At 67.6% G+C, this 16,686-nt stretch carries 13 protein-coding genes; 8 read left to right on the forward strand and 5 right to left on the reverse strand.

What is annotated here, in order from left to right; all coding sequences use genetic code 11:
• Positions 1-6: 6 nt before the first annotated feature.
• Positions 7-1,602, forward strand: coding sequence for a DHA2 family efflux MFS transporter permease subunit (locus tag B146_RS0101270; RefSeq protein WP_019994593.1), 1,596 nt, complete (start codon positions 7-9; stop codon positions 1,600-1,602).
• 89 nt (positions 1,603-1,691) lie between these two features.
• On the opposite strand, the gene B146_RS0101275 is transcribed toward B146_RS0101270, so the two are convergent.
• Complete coding sequence (locus B146_RS0101275) at positions 1,692-2,207, reverse strand: DUF1003 domain-containing protein (protein WP_019994594.1); 516 nt, start codon at positions 2,205-2,207, stop codon at positions 1,692-1,694.
• Between the two features lie 741 nt (positions 2,208-2,948).
• Between B146_RS0101275 and B146_RS0101280 the strand changes: the two genes are divergently transcribed.
• Positions 2,949-3,473 carry a GNAT family N-acetyltransferase gene (locus B146_RS0101280; RefSeq protein WP_322786356.1) on the forward strand — a complete coding sequence of 175 codons (525 nt, stop codon included), beginning with the start codon at positions 2,949-2,951 and terminating at the stop codon, positions 3,471-3,473.
• A gap of 115 nt (positions 3,474-3,588) precedes the next feature.
• Here B146_RS0101280 and B146_RS0101285 read toward each other — a convergent pair whose 3' ends face one another.
• The 3 genes from B146_RS0101285 to B146_RS0101295 form a co-directional block, all read right to left on the reverse strand.
• Complete coding sequence (locus B146_RS0101285; protein ID WP_244498140.1) at positions 3,589-4,254, reverse strand: hypothetical protein; 666 nt, start codon at positions 4,252-4,254, stop codon at positions 3,589-3,591.
• 384 nt (positions 4,255-4,638) lie between these two features.
• Positions 4,639-6,597, reverse strand: coding sequence for an acetate--CoA ligase (gene acs / locus B146_RS0101290; RefSeq protein ID WP_019994597.1), 1,959 nt, complete (start codon positions 6,595-6,597; stop codon positions 4,639-4,641).
• A gap of 108 nt (positions 6,598-6,705) precedes the next feature.
• Complete coding sequence (locus B146_RS0101295; RefSeq protein ID WP_019994598.1) at positions 6,706-7,776, reverse strand: AI-2E family transporter; 1,071 nt, start codon at positions 7,774-7,776, stop codon at positions 6,706-6,708.
• 776 nt (positions 7,777-8,552) lie between these two features.
• On the opposite strand from B146_RS0101295, the gene B146_RS0101300 reads away from it, so the two are divergent.
• Together B146_RS0101300 and B146_RS0101305 are read left to right on the forward strand one after the other, a co-directional pair.
• Positions 8,553-9,959, forward strand: a complete 1,407-nt coding sequence (locus B146_RS0101300; protein ID WP_019994599.1) for a DUF6056 family protein — start codon at positions 8,553-8,555, stop codon at positions 9,957-9,959.
• Between the two features lie 193 nt (positions 9,960-10,152).
• Positions 10,153-10,773 (forward strand): DedA family protein, encoded by a 621-nt coding sequence (locus tag B146_RS0101305; RefSeq protein ID WP_019994600.1) that lies wholly within the window; start codon positions 10,153-10,155, stop codon positions 10,771-10,773.
• Positions 10,774-10,817: 44 nt separating this feature from the next.
• On the opposite strand, the gene B146_RS0101310 is transcribed toward B146_RS0101305, so the two are convergent.
• Positions 10,818-11,486 carry a YggS family pyridoxal phosphate-dependent enzyme gene (locus tag B146_RS0101310; protein ID WP_019994601.1) on the reverse strand — a complete coding sequence of 223 codons (669 nt, stop codon included), beginning with the start codon at positions 11,484-11,486 and terminating at the stop codon, positions 10,818-10,820.
• Between the two features lie 448 nt (positions 11,487-11,934).
• Here B146_RS0101310 and leuS point away from each other — a divergent pair, with 448 nt between their 5' ends.
• The 4 genes from leuS to B146_RS0101330 are packed head-to-tail and all read left to right on the forward strand — an operon-like array spanning position 11,935 to position 16,663.
• A complete protein-coding gene (leuS, locus tag B146_RS0101315; protein ID WP_019994602.1) occupies positions 11,935-14,556 on the forward strand; it encodes a leucine--tRNA ligase in 2,622 nt (873 codons plus the stop codon).
• On the forward strand, positions 14,543-15,118 hold the full coding sequence (locus B146_RS0101320) for a hypothetical protein (protein ID WP_019994603.1): 576 nt from the start codon (positions 14,543-14,545) through the stop codon (positions 15,116-15,118). The genes leuS and B146_RS0101320 overlap by 14 nt, the downstream gene beginning before the upstream one ends.
• Positions 15,119-15,140: 22 nt before the next feature.
• Positions 15,141-16,187, forward strand: coding sequence for a DNA polymerase III subunit delta (holA, locus tag B146_RS0101325; protein ID WP_019994604.1), 1,047 nt, complete (start codon positions 15,141-15,143; stop codon positions 16,185-16,187).
• A 32-nt stretch (positions 16,188-16,219) separates the two neighbouring features.
• Positions 16,220-16,663: a lysozyme inhibitor LprI family protein gene (locus B146_RS0101330; RefSeq protein WP_202814975.1), complete on the forward strand. Its 444-nt coding sequence runs from the start codon at positions 16,220-16,222 to the stop codon at positions 16,661-16,663.
• The last annotated feature ends 23 nt before the right edge of the window (positions 16,664-16,686 follow it).

Raw genomic sequence — 16,686 nt, forward strand, 5'->3', positions numbered from 1 at the left:
CCGGCCATGAGCGCGGTTTCGTCCGTCGCCTCGGCCGGGCGGCCGAGCAATCCGTGGATCATCGCGGTGGTGGTGTCGATCGCCACCTTCATGGAAGTGCTCGACACGACCATCGCCAATGTCGCCCTGCGCTACATCTCGGGCGGGCTCGGCGTCTCCTCGGACGAGGCGTCCTGGGTGGTCACGACCTATCTCGTGTCCAACGCCATCGTGCTGACGGCCTCGAGCTTCATCGCCAAGCGCTATGGGCGCAAGCGCTTCTATCTCGGCTGCCTCGCGCTCTTCACGATCTCCTCGGTGCTCTGCGGCCTCGCCTGGAACATCGAGTCGCTGCTCTTCTTCCGCATCCTGCAGGGCTTTGCCGGCGGCGGCATGGTGCCGATCTCGCAATCGATCCTTGCCGACAGTTTCCCGCCCGAAAAGCGCGGACAGGCCTTCGCCCTGTTCGGCGTCGCGGTGGTCGTCGCGCCGGTGATCGGCCCGACGCTCGGCGGCTGGCTGTCCGACAACTATTCCTGGCACTGGTGCTTCCTGATCAACGGCCCGGTCGGCATCCTCGCCTTCGCGCTGGTCTGGTTTCTCGTCACCGAATCCGACGAAACGCGGCGCGAGCGGGCCGAATTGAAGCAGAAGGGCATCCGCTTCGATCTCGTCGGCTTTCTGGCGGTCGCGACCTTCCTCGGCGCGCTGGAACTCGTCCTCGATCGCGGTCAGACGGAGGACTGGTACGGCTCCAGCTTCATCATCGTCTCGACGCTGGTCTGCGTCCTCGCCTTCCTGTTCATGATCCCCTGGGAGCTGCGCCACGACAATCCGGTGGTGGACCTTCGCATGATCTTCAGCCGGCAGTTCGGCTCCTGCTTCCTCGTGATGATGGCGACCGGCGCGATCCTGATCGCCACCACGCAGTTCCTGCCCGAACTGCTCCAGACCTATTACGGCTACACCGCGACCTGGGCGGGCCTCGCGCTCTCGCCGGGCGGCGTCGTCACCATGACGATGATGTTCGTGGTCGGACGCCTGACGAACGCGGTGCAGCCGAAATATCTGATCGCGCTCGGCGCGGCGATCGTGGCCGGCGCCATGTACGATCTGACGCGGCTCGTGCCCGATCTGAATTTCGGCTTCTTCGTCTGGTCGCGCGTTTACATCGGCCTCGGCCTGCCCCTGATCTTCATCCCGATCACCACGGCCTCCTATGACGGGATTCCGCCCGACAAGACGGACCAGGCCTCGGCGCTGATCAACGTGGCGCGCAATGTCGGCGGCTCGATCGGCGTGTCCATCGCGCAGAACACGCTGGCCTTCCGCGAGCAGTTCCACCAGAGCCGGCTGGTGGAGCACCTCGTGCCGAGCGAGCCGGCCTATCAGCAGACCCTGCAGACGATGAGCCACTATCTGCAGACCAAGGGCTTCTCGGCCGCCGACGCTCAGTCCGGCGCGATCGCGCTGATCGGCCAGACGCTGCAACGCCAGGTCGGCACCCTCGCCTATATCGACGTGTTCCACGTCCTCATGCTGATCTCGGCCGCCGCCGTGCCGCTCGCCCTGATCCTGCGCAACGTCAAGCGCGGGCAAGGCGCCCCGGTGGGCGGGCATTAGGCGTCAGACGGCATTCCCGATACGAAAAAGCCCCGCTCGGGCGGGGCTCTTTTGGGGTGAGATGTGTGTTGCCTGAAGCGTCGTTGGGCTCAGGCGTGGATCGGATGGCCAAGCGGGGCGAGATCGTCCGTGTCCTCGTCGTCCAGCCCGCTCTGCGCCATGCGCCGGGTTTCGGCGGCGACCAGAAAGCGGATCTGCTCCTGCAGGATCGCGATTTCCTCGCCGAGCTGGGTGATCTGCGCTTCCGCGCGCAGATTGGTCTCGTAGTCCAGACGCACCTCCAGCCGGTCCTTCGCCGCCTGCCGGTTCTGGCTCATCATGATGACGGGCGCCTGGAGCGCGGCCACCATGGACAGAACCAGATTCAGGAAGATGATGGGAAACGGGTCGAAGGCGTTGGCGGCGAGCACCAAAGTATTGAGAAGGGCCCAACCGACCAGAAAGGCGGTGAAGCCGATGATGAAGCTCCAGGAGCCGCCGACGCTCGCGACGCGATCGGCCAGACGTTCGCCGAAGGTCATGCCGTCGTTGAACATCTCGTTGGGGTCGCGCGTGCGGGAGGCGCGGCGGAGCTGATGGGCGATGAGGCGGATGGCCGTGTTCATGGCTCACTCTCTTGTCACGACGGGCCGCAGGCCTCGTCGCGGGAGCGAACCGAGAGGATCAGCTCAGCGACAGGCTCTGCGGCACGCGCGATCGACTGGGGTCGTTGCTGGGCATGATCCTTGGGGACCGATCGATGAAGGGGAGCGCCGCGCCGCGAAGGCGGGGTGCAAGGGGGGAAATGAACCTCGCGGGCGTTTTGGTCAAGTCCGCGTGAGCGAAAAAGGCCGGTCTTGCGCAAACGCGAGAAAAGCTGCCACCACGGCGCCTCGGGAAAGGCCGCCAGTTCAGCGAAGACGGCAGGACAACGGAAAAGGCCGCCCCTTTCGGGACGGCCTTCCGTGATTTTCGGTGATGCCGGCAGGTCGTCAAACCCTTTGCCGGATCGACATATCGCTTACGCGTTCGAAAGAGGCTGCTCCACCGAACCCGCGAGATACAAAGACCCAACCGGCTTCAGACAATCACTCGACATTGGATCACCTCCTTTCGTCTCGTTGAACATGACAAGAGAATGGGGGTGCGGGGCCGGTCCTGCAAGGGCGAGGCCTGCGTCATTGCGCCCCGGTGGATTGAGCAGAGGTTTCAATCGCTTGCCGCGCGTCGACCAGGCGTCCCGCGCGTCGGTCCCTCCGATGTGGAGCGTTCGGCCTGAAGCGGCGTTGGCCACGGACGATGGGAGGCCGTAGAGACGCTTTCGGCCTCTGGAGAAGGAGCTGCCCGAGGGCAGAGCGACGATGGACATGATCGAAACCGACCGACTGCGCCTTCGAAACTTTCGCGCCGACGACGCGGCCGGGCTTCTGGCCTATCTGCGCGCGCCGGGCGCGCGCTGCTTCCTGTCCTCCCGCCTTGCGGACCTTGCGGCCGCCGAAGCCGAGGCGATCCGCCGCGCCTCGAGCGACGAGCACGTCGCCATCGCCCTTCGCGGCTCCGACCGGCTGATCGGCGACCTGTTCGCCATGTTCGAGGCGCCCGACACCTATTCGGTCGGATGGAATCTCGACCCCGAGTTCGCCGGGGCGGGTTTCGCGCACGAGGCCGCCCATGCGCTCGTCTCGCATCTCTTCTCCAGCCGGGGCGCCCGGCGGCTCTACGCCTATGTCGAGACCGACAACACGCCGTCCCGCCGCCTGTGCGAGAAGCTCGGAATGCGCGTCGAGGGCACGTTCATCGAGTTCGTCACCTTCACCGACAAGCCGGACGGCACCCCGCTCTTCGAGGACACGATGCAATACGCGATCCTGCGAAAGGAATGGACAGATTGAGGGCCGCTTTCGCGCTTTGACGGCCTGGAGAGATGCGGGCCGGCCTTCGGCGGTCGCTTGCGGACACCGATCGACCGTCGTGGACGGTTTTCGGACGGTCCGGTTCGGGCGGGCGTCAACTTCCCACTTGCTCCCCGTCCGGCCTTTGGAGTTCGCCGCCTTGACGGTATCTCGTCGGGAGTTCCGCGACGGGCAAATCGTCGGCCTCGAACGGCTTACCGCTGGACCATGGAAGCATGTTCAAGACGACACCGAGCGCCATGCTGACGACCCCGAACATGAGCTTGCCGAGCGGCTTTTTCCCGCCAGAAAGAAGCGCACCGAGCGGTTTGAAGATCAGAAGCGGGATGAAAAGGAGCGGTAGGAGCAAGGTCGTCAGGATCAGCGGGGCCGCGCCCTCCATCAAAGGATCGCCGCCCTTTCGCAAGCGAAGACCCGAGTTTCGGGCAGCGGCCAGCGGGATCAGCTCTTCCATGAAGCGAACGTAGTCGGCGGACCGATCGAGGCCTTTCTCTCCCTGCCAATCCAGAGAGGATATTTCTCTTGATCCGAAGAGCGTCCTCAGACGCGCGCTATAGACGGGAAAGCCCGTGGTGCCGACCCCGCTCGTGACATGGAGATGCAGGAACCGCAACGAAGTCCACCGGACGACTTTGACGGACCGTCCTTGCCGCACCGAAAGGCCCTCGGCCTCGATTGCGTAGGTCGTTTCGACCCCTATCGAGCTCCCGTGATGCGGGACGACTTTGGCGGTGAAGCGGTGGGTCGGAGGGTCGTCCATCTGCAATCGAGTTCTCCCATACAGTCCGACGATCGAAATGCGGCGGGGACCGCGGATGACGGCAGGCAGGAGGATGGAGATCCGCCCTGACCGTCGCCTATGGCGCGTTTCACTCCATTCCAGCGAGATCGAAAACCGTTACCCCCGAACGCCGCCAGCGGTTCGATATGCTGCCTGTTCCCGATGCTGCCTGTTCCCGATGCCGACGCAAGGCCGTGCGGCTTCGCCACCGCTGCGATCGCCACATCCGCAAAGCGTGGATTCCGCCAGATTCCAACGGCTAAGTCGGCCAGTTCACTGGCCTCGTTCGCCTCGATGGGTCCGAGAGACGAAAAAAGGGGGCCGCAGCCCCCTTCCCTCATGCCCAGTCCTGATGCATCCGGCTCAGGCCGTCGCCGCCTTGCGGTTCTGGCGGTTGTCGATGAGATCGTCCACCACAGCCGGGTCGGCCAGCGTCGAGGTGTCGCCGAGCGCGCCGAAATCGTCTTCCGCGATCTTGCGCAGGATGCGGCGCATGATCTTGCCCGAGCGCGTCTTGGGCAGGCCCGGCGAGAACTGGATCTTGTCGGGCGAGGCGATCGGGCCGATCTCGCCGCGCACATGGGCGACGAGCTCCTTCTTCAGCTCGTCCGTGGGCGTTTCGCCTTCCATGAGCGTGACATAGCAGTAGATGCCCTGCCCCTTCACGTCGTGGGGATAGCCGACCACGGCCGCTTCCGAGACCTTGGGGTGCGAGACCAGCGCGGATTCCACCTCGGCCGTGCCCATGCGATGGCCCGAGACGTTGATGACGTCGTCGACGCGGCCGGTGATCCACCAGTAGCCGTCCGCATCCCGCCGCGCGCCGTCGCCGGTGAAATACTTGTTCGGATAGGTCGAGAAATAGGTCTGCTCGAAGCGCTCGTGATCGCCGAACACGGTGCGCATCTGTCCGGGCCATGAGTCCGTGATGCAGAGATTGCCCTCGGTCGCGCCCTCCAGCACCTTGCCCTCGCCGTCCACCAGTTCGGGCTTCACGCCGAAGAAGGGGCGCGTCGCCGAGCCCGGCTTCAGGTCGATCGCGCCCGGCAGCGGGGTGATGAGGATGCCGCCGGTCTCGGTCTGCCACCAGGTGTCGACGATCGGGCAGCGCTCTTCGCCCACCACGCGGTAATACCAGTTCCAGGCTTCCGGGTTGATCGGCTCGCCGACCGAGCCGAGAAGCCGCAGCGAGCGGCGCGAGGATTTGGTGACGAACTCGTCGCCCGCGCCCATCAAGGCGCGGATGGCCGTCGGCGCGGTGTAGATGACGTTGACGGAATGCTTGTCCACGACCTGCCAGAAGCGCCCGGCATCGGGATAGTTCGGCACGCCCTCGAACATCAGCGTCGTGCCGCCATTGGCGAGCGGGCCGTAGACCGTGTAGCTGTGGCCGGTGACCCAGCCGACATCGGCCGTGCACCAGAAGACCTCGCCCGCGCGCATGTCGAAGACATATTGCTGCGTCATCGAGGCCCAGACGAGATAACCGCCCGTCGTGTGGAGGACGCCCTTGGGCTTGCCGGTGGAGCCCGACGTGTAGAGGATGAAGAGCGGGTCCTCGGCGTTCATCTCCTCGGGCGCGCACTCGGCCGACACGCGCTCGCGCGCCTCGTGCCACCAGTGGTCGCGCCCCTCGGCCCAGGCGATCTCGCCGCCGGTGCGCTTCACCACCAGAACCGTCTCGACCGTGTGGCCGGCCTTGGCCGCGATCTCCACCGCCTTGTCGGCATTGGCCTTGAGCGGCACCTTGCGGCCCGCGCGCAGGCCCTCGTCGGCGGTGACGAGCACCCTGGAGCCCGCGCCCTCCATGCGGCCCGCCAGCGCGTCCGGCGAGAAGCCGCCGAAGATCACCGAATGCACCGCGCCGATGCGCGCGCAGGCGAGCATGGCGACCGCCGCTTCCGGGATCATCGGCATGTAGATGGACACGCGGTCGCCGCGCTGGACGCCCAGATCCTTCAGGACATTGGCCATCCGGCTGACGTCGCCGTGCAGCTCCTTGTAGGAGATGGCGCGCGACTCTTCCGGGTTGTCGCCTTCCCAGAGGATCGCGGTCTGATCGCCGCGCTCGTTCAGATGCCGGTCGAGGCAATTGGCCGAGAGGTTGAGCGTGCCGTCCTCGAACCATCGGATGGAGACGTTGCCCGGCGCGAAGGAGGTGTTCTTGACCTTCGTGTAGGGCTTGATCCAGTCGAGCCGCTGGCCGTGCTCGCGCCAGAACCCCTCGGGGTCGTTCACGCTCGCCTCGTACCAGCTGTTGTAATCGGCGAGCGTCAGCTGCGTGCCGGCCTTCCACTCGTCCTTGACGGCCACCGTGGTCATCGTCTCGTCTCCTCCCAGTCGCGCGGTGGCGCGCGAAACGGGCGCGACTCACCTGGGGCCGGAGTCTAGAGCGGTTGCGGGCGGGAGGAAATACGCGACCTCACCGGCTCAATCGGCGCGTTCCACCGGCCCGCCGAGCACGTCGTCGATATAGAGCTCGCGAACCAGGGTGCGCACCACGGCGACCACCGGCACGGCGAGGACGAAGCCCAGAAGCCCGAACAGAAGGCCGAAGATCACCTGCGCGCCGAGCGTGAGGGCGGGCGGCAGCGAGGTCGTGTAGCGCTGGGCGACGGGCTGGGCGACATTGCTCTCGATTCCCTGGATCACGAGGTAGAGGCCGAGCGCCCAGAGCGCCATGTCGACGCCCTGCGCCAGGGCCGCAAGAACGATGATCGCGCCCGCCACGAAGGCGCCCACCGTCGGCACGAAGGCGAGGAGCCCCGCCTGGAGCGCCAGGAGGAAGGCGTTGTTGACGCCGATCAGGAGAAGGCCCGCCCAGGACACGGTGAAGATCAGCGCCATGGAAATGGCGTCGCCCGCCACCCACAGGATCAGCGAATGGGCGGCCTTCTCCAGGACCTCCGACATCCGCGCGCGCTTTTCCCGCGGAAACAGCGACACCAGCCCGTCGCGGTAGAGGCCGGGCTGCCAGGACACGAAGATCGCCAGAAACAGGACCACGAAGAAATTGCCGATGGCGCCCAGCGCGCCGAACAGCGCCTGCCCCGCCTGCGTGGCGAGGCCCGAGGGCACGAGATCCTGGACCGATTGCGGACCGGCATTCGGGTCGATCGGCAGGCCCATGGACTGCAGGGATTGCAGAAGCTTGTCGGCCTGCTCCCGGACGCCGGTCAGCAGCGTGTTGAACTCCTGCACGAAGGCAAAGCCGCCCCAGGCGACGGGCGCGAGGATCAGGACGAAGGTCAGGAGATAGACCAGAAGCAGGCTTGCCCAGCGCGGCAGGCCGAGCCGCTGGAAGAGGCGCGCGATGCCGCAGAAGATGGCCGCCAGGAGAAGCGCGGCGAAGATCAGGAAGAAGCCCGTCGCGGCATAGGTGAAGACCACCACGGCGAGGATCATGCCGAGCACGATGGCCGCGATCGTGACCGCGCGATAGGCGACCGGCTGCGGCGTCGCGGGCGCGCTGGACGAGCCGCTGGAAAAGGGATTCTGCACGAAAAAGCACTCCTGACTAACGCGCGGCCGAAGCGCGCGACCGGACAAGAGCCGGCACGCGCGGGAATATTGACCGCCCGGCGCCGAAATCGAGAGTTGGCCCGCCTATGAGGCCGGCGCGGCCCAGCGCGCCGGACGACCGGGCAGGGTCCGGGGGCGTCCGGGGGCGGGTTCGGGGGTAAGCGTTCGGGCGCTGGCCGGGCCTCGCCCGCCATCCCCCGACCGGCCCTGCCCGGCCCGGTCATGGGCGATGCCGGGGTGAAGGATGCCGGAAGGCTTGTGCGGTCTCAGCCTGCCGGGACGCGCCTTCGAGCGGCTTACCCCGTCCGGCCCGTCGCCGTCGCGCGTCCGATCCCCGGCGCCGATCGGCGCTTCGAAGCACGGGTTCTCAACGTCCGCATCCGAAAGCGCTGGGGGCGCGGTGGTTTCCCCGATCGGGGGGGATCGGCGAGGCGGTCGACCTCCGCCATGCCGTCACGCATCCCTTCGAAGCCGCAGTTCGAGGGATGCGCAGCGCCCGGTCTCGCACGGGCGGCCGGCGGAGCCCTGTTCGAACGATCGCCGCAATCGTCCCCGATGAGCGCGCCGGCGCGCGCATCCTCTGCCGGCGCCAAACACGTCGCCGGGGGCGAAGGCGGGTTCCGCGCCGGACACGGGGCCTTCGGCGGTTCGGGCGGCGCCCGAGCGCCCTCACCCGATTTTCGGCCTCTTTGCGATTGCGGTGTCCCCTTGATCTGCTACTCGCCTCGCCATCTGGTCCAACGGGTTCCCGCGTCATGAAGCCGATGTCCGCCGCGAGCCGCGCCCGACCCTTCGCCCGTGATGCCGTCCGGCCGGTGCCGCAGGCCGCGCTTCTCGGCACGCTCCTGGCCTTCGCGCTGCTTCTGCCGCTTCTCTTCCTCGCCAATCGCGCCATGCCGTTCTTCGCGGATGATTTCTGCCGCGCGCTCGGCCTCGGCGCGGCGGACGCGATGCGCGAGACGCTGGCCGAGTACCGGCACTGGACGGGCCGCCTCGCGGTGACCTTCACGACCTACCTGCTCCTGGGCGACCCACGCGCGCCGACGCCGCTCTTCGATCTCCTGAACAGCGGCGCCTTCCTGGCGCTGACGGGCCTTCTCGGCTTCACCGTCCGCCGCTTCCTGACCGGGCCGGCGGCCGAGCCCGACGCAAGGAGCGGTCTCGCCCGCTTCAACGAGACGCTGTTTCTGGCGCTCGCGATCTGGTGGCTGCCCTGGAGCATCGGGGAAACCGCGCTCTGGACCACCGGCTCGATCGGCTATCTCTGGAGCGCGGTTCTCGAACTCCTCGTGATCGTTCTCGTGCTTCTGGCGCGGGGGCCGGGCACGCTTCTGCTGCTTGCTCCCGTCGCCTTTTTGGCCGGCGGCTTTCTGGAAACGCTGGGGCTCGCGGTGACGCTGTTCCTGGCCGGGCTCTGCCTCCTGCGCTGGCGCGCCGGCCGGACGATCCCCTGGGCGCCGCTCCTCGCCCATGCGCTCGGCCTCCTCTCGACGCTCGCCGCTCCCGGCAATCGCGCGCGCGCCGCCACGCTTCCCGAGAGCGATGTATGGGACCGGATAGCGGCCGTTTTCGATCTGGCGGGACGCTTGTTCCATCCCGGCTGGGCGATCCCGCTTCTGCTTCTCGCCCTGCCCGCGCTTCTCGCGCGCGTGCCGCTCGGCGCAGCCCTGTCCCCCTTGCGCCCTTCCTCGTCCTCGAGCCCGCCTTTCGCGAGCCGCGCTTCCGTCTGGGTCCTGCCCCTCGCCGCGCTCGCCTATCTGCTCCTGCATCTCGCCCTGCCGCCCGCCGCCGTCACGGCGCGGCTGAGCTTTCCGGCGAGCCTTCTTCTGGCAGGCTTCCTGTTTCTCCTGTTCCATCGGCGCCCACGGACGCGCGGCTCCGAGCGAGGGCTCGCGGTCGGCGCGATCCTGGCTCTCCTCGCCACCGTGGCGAGCGCGGCGCCCGCCCTCGAAAACCTCCGCTCCATTGGGGAAAGCTGGCACGAGGCGGCCCTTCGCCAGACCGGCGGAGAGGCTCGCGTCCCCTATGCGCTGTTCCACGATCAGCCCGTCTGGGCGCGAGGCGGCGCCCTGTTCGTGGCGCTCAGCCGCGACGCGAGGGCACCCTACAATCGCTGTTTCGCCCGCAGCTACGGCCTGTCCTCGGTGACGGCCGAGCCCTGAGCGCTTGCGCCGATCCGCGCCCCCTCGACATGCCTTCGCGCCTCTGGCACGGCGTGTCGTGCCCTGGCACAGCCCGTCATGCCCGGGCACAGCCCGTCGTGCCCGGGCATGTCCGTCGTGCCCGGGCACGACACATCGTGCCATCGCCTCACATTCCTGTTACGAGCCTCGCGAGACATCTGAAGGACGTTCCATGGAAGCCCTCCTCGCCCCGCTCGTCGCCGGCCTCGTCGCGGTTCTGTCCGCCGGCGGGCTCGGAGGCGTCGCCCTTCTCATGGGGCTGGAATCGGCCTGCGTGCCGCTGCCCTCCGAGATCATCATGCCCTTTGCCGGCTATCTCGCGTCCACCGGCCAGTTCAGCCTCGTCGCGGCGGCGCTCGCGGGGGCGATCGGCTGCAATCTCGGCTCGCATCTGGCCTACGAGGTCGGCGCGCGCGGCGGGCGGCCGCTGGTGGAGCGGCTGATCGCTCGGGCGCGCTGGGGCGGAAAGGAACTGGCGCTGTCGGATCGCTTCTTCGCGCGCTACGGCTCGCTCGCCATCTTCATCGGCCGCCTCCTGCCCGTGGTGCGCACCTTCCTGTCGCTGCCCGCCGGCATGGCGCGCATGAACCTCTGGCGCTTCCACCTCTACACGTTCACCGGTTCGTTTCTCTGGTGCTACGCGCTCGCCTGGCTCGGCGCGCGCCTCGGCGAACACTGGAACGACACGCCCTGGGTGAAGACCGCCTTCCATGTCGCGGACGCGCTGGTGATCCTCGCCGCGCTGGCCGGCGCCATCTGGTTCTGGCGCAGCCGCCGCAGCAGCCGCGCCTGAGAGGTCAAGCCTTCGAGCCCCGGCTCAACTCCTTGAGCCCCGGCTCAGCTCCTTGAGCCGAAGATCGCCGAGCCGACGCGCACGCTGGTCGCGCCGAAGGGAATGGCCCGCTCGAAATCGCCGGACATGCCCATGGACAGCTTCTCGACGCCCGCCTCGCCCGCGATCTTCTGAAGAAGCGCGAAATGGGGGCCGGGATGCTCCTCGGCGGGCGGAATGCACATGAGGCCTTCGATCGTCAGGCCATGCGCCTCGCGGCAATGCGTCACGAAGGCCACGGCCTCGCGCGGCGGGATGCCGGCCTTTTGCGGCTCCTCGCCGATATTGACCTGAACATAGAGGCGGAGCGCCCGGCCCTGCTTGTGCATTTCCTTGGCGATCTCGGCGGCGATCTTCTCGCGGTCCACCGTCTCGATCACGTCGAACAGCGCCACGGCTTCCGCCGTCTTGTTGGACTGGAGCGGGCCGATGAGATGCAGGTCCAGATCGGGGAAGCTGTCGCGCAAAAGCGGCCACTTGCCCTGCGCTTCCTGCACCCGGTTCTCTCCGAAGACGCGCTGCCCGGCCTCGATCACCGGGCGGATCTCCTCGGCCTCGAAGGTCTTGGACACCGCGACGAGCTGGACGCTGCCGGCGGCGCGCCCCGCTTCGGCTTCGGTGGCGCGGATGCGGGCCTCGATGGCGTGAAGGCGGCTGACGGCGGTCTCGCTCATGGCATTCCTTGAAGAAAAGGCCGATTTGCATTAGGTTTCGGAGTGAGTGTCGGAGCGCGAACTCCGACACTCGTCGCCTTAGATAATCACGCGGACCCGGAGGATGACTTGCCAGCCTCTCCGGGTCCGTTTCATCTCAAGCGTGATGCTTAGTGGTATCAGCCACATCGCTTATCACTCCGAAAGAAGACAAAGCCGATGCCACGGCTGCGGGGGCTCATCCTCCGCAGCGGCGCGGGCTGGCGTCGCGCGTCTGCTTCTGCCTTCTTCGCCGCGCTTTATGCGGCTTGCCCGACGGCTTGTGAAGAGAGGGCGGCGCGCTTGTCGCGAGCGGCATAAGGCAATATTGACGGGTCTATCCTTCGCCTCTGGAGGATATATCAGTCACCATCCGTCGCCATTCCTTGGCGACCCCCGCCCGCACCACCCGCACGAGACCGCTTCCGAAATGGCCATCGAACGCTACAATCCCCGCGCCGCCGAACCCCGCTGGCAGGAGCGCTGGGCTTCCGAAAAGCTTTTCGAGACCGACACCGACGCGCCGGGCGAGAAATACTACGTCCTAGAAATGTTCCCCTATCCGTCGGGGCGCATCCATATGGGCCATGTGCGCAACTACGCGATGGGTGACGTCGTCGCCCGCTACAAGCGCGCCAAGGGGTTCAACGTCCTGCACCCGATGGGCTGGGACGCGTTCGGCATGCCCGCCGAAAACGCCGCGATGCAGAACAAGGTCCACCCCGCCAAGTGGACCTACGAGAACATCGCGACCATGCGCGGGCAGCTCAAAAGCATGGGCCTGTCGCTCGACTGGTCCAGAGAGTTCGCGACCTGCGACGTCGAATATTACCAGCGCCAGCAGATGCTGTTCCTCGACCTTCTGGACAAGGGGCTCGCCTATCGCCGCAAGTCCAAGGTCAATTGGGACCCGGTCGACAACACCGTGCTCGCCAACGAGCAGGTGATCGACGGGCGCGGCTGGCGCTCGGGCGCCCTCGTCGAGCAGCGCGAGCTGACTCAATGGTTCTTCCGCATCACCGACTATGCCGACGATCTGCTCGCCGCGCTGGACCACCTGCCCGGCTGGCCGGAAAAGGTGCGCACCATGCAGCGCAACTGGATCGGCAAGTCGGAAGGCCTTCTCGTGCGCTGGGCGCTGGCCGAGGGCTCGGCGAAGCCTGAGCTGAACGAAGTCGAGGTCTTCACCACGCGGCCCGACACGCTGTTCGGCGCGAGCTTCCTCGCGGTCGCGGCCGACCATCCGCTCGCCAAGGCCGCCGCCGCAACCAACCCCGAGCTCGCCACCTTCATCGAGGACGTGAAGCGCGGCGGCACCTCGGCCGCCGAGATCGAGACGGCCGAGAAGCGCGGCTTCGACACGGGTCTGCGCGTCACCCATCCGTTCGATCCCGAATGGGTGCTGCCGGTCTATGTCGCCAATTTCGTGCTCATGGAATACGGCACGGGCGCCATCTTCGGCTGCCCCGCGCATGATCAGCGCGACCTCGACTTCGCCCGCAAATACGCCCTGCCGGTCAATCCCGTCGTCCTGCCCGAGGGCGGCGACGCCGCGAGCTTCGCGGTCGAGAACACGGCCTATGACGGCGAGGGTCGCCTGTTCCATTCGCGCTTCCTCGACGGGATGACGCCTGCGGAAGGCTTTGCCGAAGTCGCCAAGCGCCTGGAAGCGACGACGCTCAACGGCCACCCGCAGGCGGAGCGCAAGGTGAACTTCCGCCTGCGCGACTGGGGCGTGTCGCGCCAGCGCTATTGGGGCTGCCCGATCCCGGTTCTCCATTGCGAGAGCTGCGGCGTGGTGCCCGAGAAGCGCGAGAACCTGCCCGTTCGCCTGCCCGACGATATCGACTTCGACAAGCCCGGCAATCCGCTCGACCGCCATCCGACCTGGCGCCAGACCACCTGCCCGCATTGCGGCGGCCCGGCCTTGCGCGAGACCGACACGATGGACACGTTCGTGGACTCGTCCTGGTATTTCGCGCGCTTCACGAGCCCGCGCGCCGACGAGCCGACCGTGCCCGATATCGCCAATGCCTGGCTGCCGGTCGATCAGTATATCGGCGGCATCGAGCACGCGATCCTGCATCTTCTCTATTCGCGCTTCTTCACGCGGGCGATGCGCGTCACCGGCCATGTCGGCATGGACGAGCCCTTCAAGGGCCTGTTCACGCAAGGCATGGTGGTTCACGAGACCTATCGCGAGGGCAGGGAGTGGGTGCCGCCCTCCGACGTCCTGATCGAGGAAGTGGACGGCCAGCGCCGCGCCAAGCGCCTGTCCACCGGGGCCGAGATCGAGATCGGCTCGATCGAGAAGATGTCGAAGTCCAAGAAGAATGTCGTGGACCCCGACGACATCATCGCCTCGCTCGGCGCGGATACCGCGCGCTGGTTCATGCTCTCGGACTCGCCGCCCGAGCGCGACGTGATCTGGACGGAAGCGGGCGCGGAAGGCGCGCATCGCTTCGTGCAGCGCGTCTGGCGCCTCGTGGCGGAGACGGCCGAACACCTGACGGCAAGCGCCGGTGAAACGACGGGCGAGCCGAGCGACGCCGCCAAGCTCGTGCGTCGCGCGGCCCATCGCACGGCGGCGGGCGTCGGCGACGACATCGAGCGCCTCGCCTTCAACAAGGGCGTCGCGCGGCTCTACGAGCTGGTCAACACGCTGTCCTCGGCCTTCACGCCGGACGCGCTGAAGGGCGACGCGAGCCTGCGCCAAGCTGCGCGCGAGAGCCTTTCCATCCTCGTGCGCCTCGTCGCCCCCATGATGCCGCATCTGGCGGAGGAATGCTGGACGGCCTTGGGCGAGGATGGCCTTTGCGCCGCGCAGGGCTGGCCCGTCGCCGACCCCGCGCTGCTGGTGGACGACGAGATCGTCCTGCCCGTGCAGGTCAACGGCAAGAAGCGCGGCGACATCACCGTCTCCGCCAAGGCCGAGAAGGGCGAGATCGAGGCCGCCACGCTGGCGCTCGACTTCATCAAGGAAGCCCTTGGGGGCGCGGCTCCCAAGCGCGTCGTCGTGGTTCCCGGAAGGATCGTGAATGTCGTCGTCTAGGCTCCGCCTCCCGCTTCGCCTTCTGCCGCTGGCAGCCGCCGCGATCCTTCTCGCCGGCTGCACCGCCGGCCCGCTCTACGGCGCCAAGGGCATCGACCCGGCGACGGGCGCGTCCGCCAGCGCGCTCACCGCCATGCGCGGGCGCGTGTCCATGCCGATCGCGCCGACCCGCACCTCGCAGGTCTTCCGCAACGCCATGCTCTACGCGCTGAACGGCGCCGAAGGCGCGCGCGATCCGATCTACGAGCTGCGCTACAGCGTGACGGCGAGCGATCAGGTCTCCTCGCTGGAAGCGGGCACCGGCATTCCCTCGGCCAGCCTCTACCGCATGACCGTCGATTTCGAGCTGGTGCGCCTGCAGGACGGGCGCCCGATCACCAAGGGCCAGCGCTTCGCCATGGTGCCCTATGACCGCACGCAGCAGCTCTATGCCGCCGAGCGCGCCGTGATCGACGCGCGCGATCAGGCCGGCAAGGCGGTGGCCGAGCGCGTCCTGTCGGCGATCGCGCCGGTTCTGAAGCGCGAGGCGGAAAACCCCGCGCCCGTCACCCCTTCGAAATAGGCGCCGACGCCGGAGGCGAGGGATGGCTCAGAAGAAAGCCGGCGAGGTCGAGGCGTTCCTGTCGCGCCCCGACACGTCCTTTCCCGTGGTTCTCCTCTACGGCCCCGATCCCGGCCTCGTGTCGGAGCGCGCGGCGGTGGTCGCCCGGCTCTCCGGCGCCGATCTCGCCGATCCGTTCAGCACGGTGACGCTGAATGCCGACGAGCTGGAGCGCGACATCGGCCGCCTGTTCGACGAGGCGCGCACCCTGTCGCTCTTCGGCGGGCGCCGGCTGATCCGCGTGCGCGGCGCGGGCAACGGCAAGAATCTCGCGGACGCCGTGGCCGATCTCGCGGCCGACCCGCCGGCGGGTGCGACGATCGTGATCGAGGCGGGCGATCTGAAGAAGACCGCCGCGCTCCGCCAGCAGGTCGAGCGCGGACGCGCCGCCATGGCGCTGCCCTGCTATCAGGACGAGGCGCGCGCGCTCGATCGTATGATCGACGAGGAAATGGCCGCGTCCAACCTCACGATCGACCGGCAGGCCCGCGAAGCCCTGCGCGAGCGCCTCGGCGCCAACCGTCTGGCCTCGCGCGGCGAGGTGCAGAAGCTCTGCCTCTATGCGCTCGGCAAGGGGCAGGTGACGGAAGAGGACGTCGAGACCATCGTCGGCGATGTCTCGGCCGATACGGTAGACGAGACGATCGACGCCGCCGCGACGGGCGAGGTGAAGAAGCTGCCCGAGCTGATCGAGCGGCTTCTCGCCTCGGGCAGTTCGACCTTCCAGCTCCATTCGGCGCTTCTGCGCCATTTCCAGGGCCTCCAGCTGATGCGCGCCGAGGTGGAGGAGGGGGGCGCGACGGTCGGCTCCGCCGTCGAGCGCCGCCGCCCGCATTTCCGGCGCAAGCCCGCCTTCGAGGCCGCGCTCGGCGCCTGGACGGGCGAGGCCATCATCCGCACGCTCCAGCGCATCGAAGCCGACATTCTCCTGTCGCGCCGCGAAAGCGCGCTCGCCGTCACGATCATGCGCCGCACGCTCACCGATATCAGCGTCGAAGCCGCCAAGCTCCGCACGCGGGGGCAGCGCTGATGTCGTCGCGCCAAGGGCAGGGGACCGGAGCTATGAATCGAACATCTCTTTCGCAGCATATGGGCGGCGCTCTGGTGCTCGCCCTCGCGCTTCTGTCCTCCGTTCCGGCAGCGCACGCGCTGGACTGCGAAGGCGCCGCCGACCAGACGAGCCTCAATCTCTGCGCGGGGCGCGCCTATAGCGAGGCGGATCGGCGGCTCAACGAGCTGTATCGGGACCTGAAGGCGCGGCTGAAGGGCGATCCGAACCGGCTCGGGCATCTCACCAGCGCGCAGCGGGCCTGGATCGGCTTTCGCGATCTCGAATGCGAGTTCCGTGCCTCGGCGGTGCAGGGCGGCAGCGCCCAGCCCATGGTGAAGGCCGATTGCCTGCGCGATCAGACCGAGCGGCGCATCGAGGCGTTGAACGACTATGCCAACTGCCCGGAAGGCGATCTCGGCTGCCCCGTTCCACCGCCCATGAATCAATCGAATTAGCCGGCTTATTCTGGAGGGTCCGG

Source organism: Aureimonas ureilytica DSM 18598 = NBRC 106430 (genome assembly GCF_000382705.1).
Classification (GTDB): Bacteria; Pseudomonadota; Alphaproteobacteria; order Rhizobiales; family Rhizobiaceae; genus Aureimonas; species Aureimonas ureilytica.

What these genes read in the sequence shown, in the direction of transcription:
- B146_RS0101270 (WP_019994593.1), top strand. Translation starts at nt 7, where the DNA reads ATGAGCGCGGTTTCGTCCGTCGCCTCGGCCGGGCGGCCGAGCAATCCG.
- B146_RS0101275 (WP_019994594.1), bottom strand. Translation starts at nt 2,207, where the DNA reads ATGAACACGGCCATCCGCCTCATCGCCCATCAGCTCCGCCGCGCCTCC.
- B146_RS0101280 (WP_322786356.1), top strand. Translation starts at nt 2,949, where the DNA reads ATGATCGAAACCGACCGACTGCGCCTTCGAAACTTTCGCGCCGACGAC.
- B146_RS0101285 (WP_244498140.1), bottom strand. Translation starts at nt 4,254, where the DNA reads ATGGACGACCCTCCGACCCACCGCTTCACCGCCAAAGTCGTCCCGCAT.
- acs (WP_019994597.1), bottom strand. Translation starts at nt 6,597, where the DNA reads ATGACCACGGTGGCCGTCAAGGACGAGTGGAAGGCCGGCACGCAGCTG.
- B146_RS0101300 (WP_019994599.1), top strand. Translation starts at nt 8,553, where the DNA reads ATGAAGCCGATGTCCGCCGCGAGCCGCGCCCGACCCTTCGCCCGTGAT.
- B146_RS0101305 (WP_019994600.1), top strand. Translation starts at nt 10,153, where the DNA reads ATGGAAGCCCTCCTCGCCCCGCTCGTCGCCGGCCTCGTCGCGGTTCTG.
- B146_RS0101310 (WP_019994601.1), bottom strand. Translation starts at nt 11,486, where the DNA reads ATGAGCGAGACCGCCGTCAGCCGCCTTCACGCCATCGAGGCCCGCATC.
- leuS (WP_019994602.1), top strand. Translation starts at nt 11,935, where the DNA reads ATGGCCATCGAACGCTACAATCCCCGCGCCGCCGAACCCCGCTGGCAG.
- B146_RS0101320 (WP_019994603.1), top strand. Translation starts at nt 14,543, where the DNA reads ATGTCGTCGTCTAGGCTCCGCCTCCCGCTTCGCCTTCTGCCGCTGGCA.
- holA (WP_019994604.1), top strand. Translation starts at nt 15,141, where the DNA reads ATGGCTCAGAAGAAAGCCGGCGAGGTCGAGGCGTTCCTGTCGCGCCCC.
- B146_RS0101330 (WP_202814975.1), top strand. Translation starts at nt 16,220, where the DNA reads ATGAATCGAACATCTCTTTCGCAGCATATGGGCGGCGCTCTGGTGCTC.